This window comes from Aeromonas sp. DNP9 (assembly GCF_001728955.1).
In the GTDB taxonomy this organism is placed as follows: Bacteria; Pseudomonadota; Gammaproteobacteria; order Enterobacterales; family Aeromonadaceae; genus Aeromonas; species Aeromonas veronii.
Genome location: NZ_LYSQ01000032.1, coordinates 45,081 through 51,828 on the forward strand (window position 1 = coordinate 45,081; position 6,748 = coordinate 51,828).

General features: G+C 55.4%; 4 protein-coding genes. All 4 read left to right on the forward strand.

The window, feature by feature from the left end; all coding sequences use genetic code 11:
* Positions 1–100 precede the first annotated feature (100 nt).
* The 4 genes from A9G06_RS19135 to pflB all read left to right on the forward strand — a co-directional run bounded on the left by A9G06_RS19135 (position 101) and on the right by pflB (position 6,531).
* Positions 101–1,021 (forward strand): LysR family transcriptional regulator, encoded by a 921-nt coding sequence (locus A9G06_RS19135; protein ID WP_069556263.1) that lies wholly within the window; start codon positions 101–103, stop codon positions 1,019–1,021.
* Positions 1,022–1,211: 190 nt separating this feature from the next.
* Positions 1,212–2,972 carry a 30S ribosomal protein S12 methylthiotransferase accessory factor YcaO gene (gene ycaO / locus A9G06_RS19140; RefSeq protein WP_069556262.1) on the forward strand — a complete coding sequence of 587 codons (1,761 nt, stop codon included), beginning with the start codon at positions 1,212–1,214 and terminating at the stop codon, positions 2,970–2,972.
* Between the two features lie 381 nt (positions 2,973–3,353).
* A complete protein-coding gene (gene focA / locus A9G06_RS19145; RefSeq protein ID WP_005333620.1) occupies positions 3,354–4,202 on the forward strand; it encodes a formate transporter FocA in 849 nt (282 codons plus the stop codon).
* A gap of 46 nt (positions 4,203–4,248) precedes the next feature.
* Positions 4,249–6,531: a formate C-acetyltransferase gene (gene pflB, locus A9G06_RS19150; RefSeq protein WP_005352571.1), complete on the forward strand. Its 2,283-nt coding sequence runs from the start codon at positions 4,249–4,251 to the stop codon at positions 6,529–6,531.
* Positions 6,532–6,748: the final 217 nt, after the last annotated feature.

Sequence of the window (6,748 nt, forward strand, 5' to 3'; positions counted from 1 at the left end):
GGCTCGGTCTGAGCATGTGTTATCACTCTATTAGTGCTTGTGTGATGGATAAAGCTGGTAATAATGAATGCACTGTTCCGTTTATATTGACAATGACGCCATGGATCAACTTGATGCGATGAGATTGTTTATACGGGTGGCTGAGCTTGAGAGCTTCACCCGCAGCGCCGAGCAACTGGGTATCCCCAAGGCAACGCTTTCCGCAGCGATTCGGCGGTTGGAGGAACAGATGGGAACTCGTTTGCTCCATCGCACTACCAGGCGGGTACAACTGACCACTGATGGGCAGCTCTGTTATGCCCGTTGTCAGGAGTTGCTGGCCGATATGGAGGAGTTTCATGGGCTGTTTCGGCACGGGGGACGGCTGAGTGGCCAGCTGCGGGTGGATATGCCGAGCCGGATGGCACGCCATTTGGTCATACCGGCATTGCCTGCTTTTCTGGCGGACCACCCTGACTTGCAGCTGATGCTGAGCAGTACAGATCGGCGGGTCGATCTGGTGCGCGAAGGCTTCGACTGTGTGGTGCGGATGGGGGCGCTGGAATCCTCCAGCCTGGTAGCTCGTCTACTGGGCCAGTATCGTCAAATCAATTGTGCCAGCGCGGCTTACCTGACTCGTTATGGTGTACCAGAAACGTTGACCGATCTGGCTGGGCACCGGTTGATCCACTATGGCTCCGTGTCAGGTGGCCGCGAAGCCGGTTTTGAGTACCAGCAGAGCGATGGTTCCCGCGCCGTACTGGCGATGACCGGAGCGCTCACGGTAAACGACAGTGAAACCTATCTGGCAGCTGCACTGGCGGGGTTAGGGATCATCCAGATGCCGCGAATCGGGGTAGAAGAGCTGCTCGCCAGTGGAAAACTGGTCATGGTGCTGCCCCAGTGGCAGGCACCTCCCTTGCCCGTTCATGCGCTCTATGCGCATCGTCGCCAGCTCTCACCTAGGGTTCTGGCGTTCATTCACTGGTTGGGAGGCGTGCTAAATACGGCGATCGACGAGGGCTCGATGGAGGTTTTGTGAGCCAGTGTGGATCACTGGATCAGTTTTGTCTGCGATGCAAGGTGCCGGCAGGATCTCGGTGGTCGTTGTCATTCACGCGATGACTTCATTTTTCTGGAGAACTCATTGACTCGATTTTGTCCTGCCAAAGTCGGCGACCCCTGCTATTATCTGCGGCCGAACATGAGCCAATAAAAATCAGGATATCGTGATGACTGACCACACTTTTATTCCCGGCAAGGACGCGGCGCTGGAAGACTCCATCGAACGCTTCCAGACCAAGCTGCAAGCCTTGGGCTTTGATATTGAAGAGGCCTCCTGGCTCAACCCCGTGCCGAACGTCTGGTCGGTGCATATTCGCGACAAAGAGTGCGCCCTCTGCTTCACCAACGGCAAAGGTGCCAGCAAGAAGGCGGCCCTCGCGTCTGCCCTTGGCGAATATTTCGAGCGTCTCTCCACCAACTACTTCTTCGCCGACTTCTATCTGGGCGAGCAGGTCGCCAACGGCGATTTCGTTCACTACCCGAACGAAAAGTGGTTCCCCATCGAGGGTGACCAGTTCCCGGCCGGTCTGCTCGACAGCTTCACCCGCAAGTTCTACAACCCGGACGGTGAAGTGACCGCCGACATGCTGGTGGATCTGCAGTCAAACAACGAGGAGCGCGGTATCGTCGCCCTGCCGTTCGAGCGCCAGTCCGATCACGAGACCGTCTACATCCCGATGAACATCATCGGCAACCTCTATGTCTCCAACGGCATGAGCGCTGGCAACACCAAGACCGAAGCGCGCACCCAGGCGCTCTCCGAAGTGTTCGAGCGCCACGTGAAGAACAAGATCATCGCCGAGGCCATTAGTCTGCCGTTGATCCCGGACGAGGTGATTGCCCGTTATCCGGGGATTGCCGCCTCCATCGCGGCGCTGGAAGCGGAAGGCTTCCCCATTTACAGCTTCGATGCTTCACTGGGTGGCCGCTATCCGGTCATCTGTGTGGTGCTGCTCAACCCGAGCAACGGCACCTGCTTTGCCTCCTTCGGTGCCCACCCGCGCTTCGAAGTGGCCTTCGAGCGGACCGTCACCGAGCTGCTGCAGGGCCGCGGTCTCAAGGATCTCGACGTGTTTGTGCCGCCGTCATTCGACAACGAGCAGGTAGCGGATCACCACAACCTCGAGACCCACTTCATCGACTCCTCGGGCCTCATCAGTTGGGATCTGTTCAAGCAGGATGCGGACTTCGAGTTTGCCGATTGGGACTTCCGTGGTACCTCGCAGGAGGAGTTCGATCACCTGATCGGCATCTTCCATGAGCTGGAGCAGCCGGTCTATATCGCCGACTACGAGCATCTGGGTGTCTACGCCTGCCGCATTCTGGTGCCGGGCATGTCCGACATCTATCCGGCCGAAGATCTGCTGCTGGCCAACAACAACATGGGCGCCAACCTGCGCGAAGTGATCCTGGCGCTGCCATCACTTGATTGGGATGCCGAGCAGTACATGGCGTTGTTTGATCAACTGGATGATGAGGGGCACGACGAGCGTACCCGTGTACGCGAGCTGCTGGGCATCGCCGCTGCCAAGGGTACCGCGCTGCACACCCTGCGCGTTGGCGAGCTGAAAGCCATGCTGGCGCTGGCCGCCGGTGAGCTGGAGACTGCTCTCGATCTCATCGATTGGACCATGGAGTTCAACCAGTCGGTGTTCACTGCCGAGCGTGCCAGCTACTACCGCGCTTTGCGTGCCTGCGTCGAGTTGTTCCTCGACGAGGAGCGGGATCCGGAGCAGTATCGCGCCGTCTTCACTCGCATGTATGGCGAAGAGACGCTGGCACAGGCATGGGCCAACGCCACTGGCGAAGCACGCTTCCACGGGCTGGAGGCGGCCGATCTGTCGCTCTCCCAGTTCCCGCTGCACCAAAAACTGCTGGCGGCCTACGAGAAGCTGCAGAAGGCCAAGCGAGCCCATCACTGGGCGTGATCGTTGCTGTAAAGGAAGGGGCCGTGTGGCCCCTTCTGTTTATGGTGCGGCAAGGCACGGGATTGTTATTCAAAGATGAAATAAAAAACAAAAAATACCCCTAAGGGGGTTGATGGTAGGGCAGGGGATGTGCTGTCGATCTGCAAAGATATCTTGCCAATGCCACATTTCCATGCTCTAGAATAAATTCTTTAAAATCATTGCATTAAAAATGTGATATTTCTGTTTCAGCTGATACCTGGTGTAAAGTGGCGTAGCCATCGCACTAAAATAGTTGTAGTAAAATTACATTCGCACTCTGATAAACTTGATCAATGTCAATTTTGGCTATTTGGCCCTTTGTTATGATTTCAACAGGCAAAACATTCAGGTAGAAAATAATTGAAAGCTGAATCTCCATTCGATTGTCTCAAGCCCGAAGCCATCGCTGCACTGGCTGAAGACATCACCTATGCCAAGGCTACCAAGCCGGCATACAAGGTCATTCCACTGGCCATCACCGCAGGCGCTTTCATCGCCATCGCATTTATCTTCTACATCACAGTGACGACCGGAACCGGCTCCATGCCTTGGGGTATGGCCAAGCTGGTGGGCGGTCTCTGCTTCTCTCTCGGACTTATTCTCTGTGTGCTGCTCGGTGCCGAGCTGTTCACCTCCACCACCCTGACGCTGGTGGCCAAGGCTGCCAATCGCATCAGCTGGGCTCAGCTGCTCAAGAATTGGGGGCTGGTCTACTTCGGTAACCTGATTGGCGGTCTGCTGATGGTGGCGCTGATCATCGTTTCTGCCGAGTACACGGCAGCAGACGGTCAGTGGGGCCTTAACGCCCTCAAAGTGGCCCAACACAAAATTCACCACACCTTCTTCGAAGCGGTGGCGCTGGGTATCCTCTGTAACCTGATGGTATGTCTTGCTGCATGGATGGCATTCGGTGCCCGCAGTGCGACTGACAAGGTAGTGGTTATGCTGCTGCCGGTTGCCATGTTCGTTGCCTCAGGTTTCGAGCACAGCATCGCAAACATGTTTATGATTCCGGTTGGTATCGCTATCCACAGCGTGGCTAGTCCGGAATTTTGGCAGGCCATCGGCCAGGATCCGGCAACCTTTGCTGACCTGACCGTATCCAACTTCGTCCTACACAACCTCATCCCTGTTACCATCGGCAATATCATCGGTGGTGGCGTGATGGTTGGTCTGACTTACTGGTTTATCTTCCGTCGTCATCATTAAGGATGATTGCGGGATACTACATCAATACCGTGTGAGGTAATGAAAAATGGCAGAACTTAACGAACAGTTCCAAAAAGCATGGGAAGGCTTCGCGGCCGGTGAATGGCAGACCTCTGTCAACACCCGTGACTTCATCCAGAAGAACTACACCCCGTATGAAGGTGACGAGTCCTTCCTGGCTGGCGCGACCGAAGCGACCACCAAGCTGTGGGACAAGGTCATGGAAGGGATCAAAATCGAGAACCGCACTCATGCGCCGGTTGATTTTGATACTGACCTGCCCTCCACCATTACCGCACACGATGCCGGTTATATCGATCAGAGCCTGGAGCAGATCGTTGGTCTGCAGACTGACAAGCCGCTGAAGCGCGCCATCATCGCCAACGGCGGTATCAAGATGGTTAAAACTTCTTGCGAAGTGTACGGTCGTCAACTGGACCCGATGGTCGAGAAGATCTTCACCGAGTACCGCAAGACTCACAACCAGGGCGTGTTTGACGTTTACACCAAAGACATCCTGAACTGCCGTAAGTCTGGTGTTATCACCGGTCTGCCGGATGCCTACGGCCGTGGCCGTATCATCGGTGACTACCGTCGTGTTGCTCTGTACGGTGTTGACTTCCTGATGGCCGACAAACTGGCCCAGTTCAAGTCCCTGCAAGCTGACCTGGAAAACGGCGTCAACCTGGAAGCCACCATCCGTCTGCGCGAAGAGATCTCCGAGCAGCACCGTGCCCTGGCACAGATGAAGGTGATGGCTGCCAAGTACGGTTGCGATATCTCCGTACCGGCCAAGAACGCCAAAGAAGCTGTCCAGTGGACCTACTTCGCCTACCTGGCGGCAGTCAAGTCCCAGAACGGTGCAGCCATGTCCTTCGGTCGTACCTCCAGCTTCCTGGATATCTACATCGAGCGTGACCTGCAAAAAGGCCTGATCACCGAGCAAGAAGCCCAGGAGCTGATGGACCACATGGTCATGAAGCTGCGTATGGTTCGCTTCCTGCGTACTCCGGAATACGATTCACTGTTCTCCGGCGACCCGATGTGGGCGACCGAGACCCTGGCTGGTATGGGCGTTGACGGCCGTACCTTGGTCACCAAGAACAGCTTCCGTATGCTGAACACCCTGTACACCATGGGCCCGTCCCCTGAGCCGAACCTGACCATCCTGTGGTCCGAGAAGCTGCCGGTCGGTTTCAAGAAGTACTGTGCCAAGGTATCCATCGAGACCTCTTCTGTTCAGTACGAGAACGACGATCTGATGCGTCCGGATTTCAACAACGATGACTACGCCATCGCTTGCTGTGTATCCCCGATGATCGTTGGTAAGCAAATGCAGTTCTTCGGTGCTCGTGCCAACCTGGCCAAGACCATGCTGTATGCAATCAACGGTGGTATGGACGAGAAGCTCAAGATCCAGGTCGGTCCGAAAACCGAGATGGTCAAGTCCGAGTACCTCGACTACAACGACGTAATGGATCGTCTGGATCACTTCATGGATTGGCTGGCCAAGCAATACGTTGCTGCGCTGAACATCATCCACTACATGCACGACAAGTACAGCTACGAAGCCTCTCTGATGGCGCTGCACGACCGTGACGTATATCGCACCATGGCGTGTGGTATCGCTGGTCTGTCCGTAGCCGCTGACTCCCTGTCTGCCATCAAGTACGCCAAGGTCAAGCCGATTCGTGACGAAGATGGCGTTGCCATCGACTTCGAAATCGAAGGCGAATACCCGCAGTTCGGTAACAACGACGCTCGCGTCGATGATATCGCCTGTGACCTGGTTGAGCGCTTCATGAAGAAGATTCAGAAGCTCAACACCTACCGTGGTGCTGTTGCTACCCAGTCTGTTCTGACCATTACTTCCAACGTGGTATATGGCAAGAAGACCGGTAACACCCCGGATGGCCGTCGTGCCGGTGCTCCGTTCGGCCCGGGTGCAAACCCGATGCACGGTCGTGACCAGAAAGGTGCTGTTGCATCCCTGACTTCCGTAGCCAAGCTGCCGTTCGCTTACGCTAAAGATGGTATCTCCTATACCTTCTCCATCGTTCCGAACGCACTGGGTAAAGATATGGAAGCCCAGAAAGCCAACCTGGCTGGCCTGATGGACGGTTACTTCCACCACGAATCCAACGTAGAAGGTGGTCAGCACCTGAACGTTAACGTGATGAACCGTGAAATGCTGCTGGACGCCATGGAAAACCCGGAGAAATATCCGCAGTTGACCATCCGCGTATCCGGTTATGCCGTTCGCTTCAACTCTTTGACCAAAGAGCAACAGCAAGACGTCATCACCCGTACCTTCACTGCTTCTCTGTAATCGAGACGTAGTGAGCAAAAACCGGCGCCAAGGCGCCGGTTTTTTTATGCGTGCGATTCAGGGGGAGTAATCATCCCCTGTGAATCGCCTCTAGTTCCATCGCAACCACAACAGTTGTTACTGGGTATTCGAAGAGGTGTCTAGTCCTGAAATAGGTTTACACATTTTCAACTAGCATTTCTCTACTCAGCACCCCCGATGTACCGCATCGGGGATT

Excerpts from the sequence above, each read along its gene's own strand:
- A9G06_RS19135 (WP_069556263.1), top strand. The coding sequence starts at position 101 with ATGGATCAACTTGATGCGATGAGATTGTTTATACGGGTGGCTGAGCTT.
- ycaO (WP_069556262.1), top strand. The coding sequence starts at position 1,212 with ATGACTGACCACACTTTTATTCCCGGCAAGGACGCGGCGCTGGAAGAC.
- pflB (WP_005352571.1), top strand. The coding sequence starts at position 4,249 with ATGGCAGAACTTAACGAACAGTTCCAAAAAGCATGGGAAGGCTTCGCG.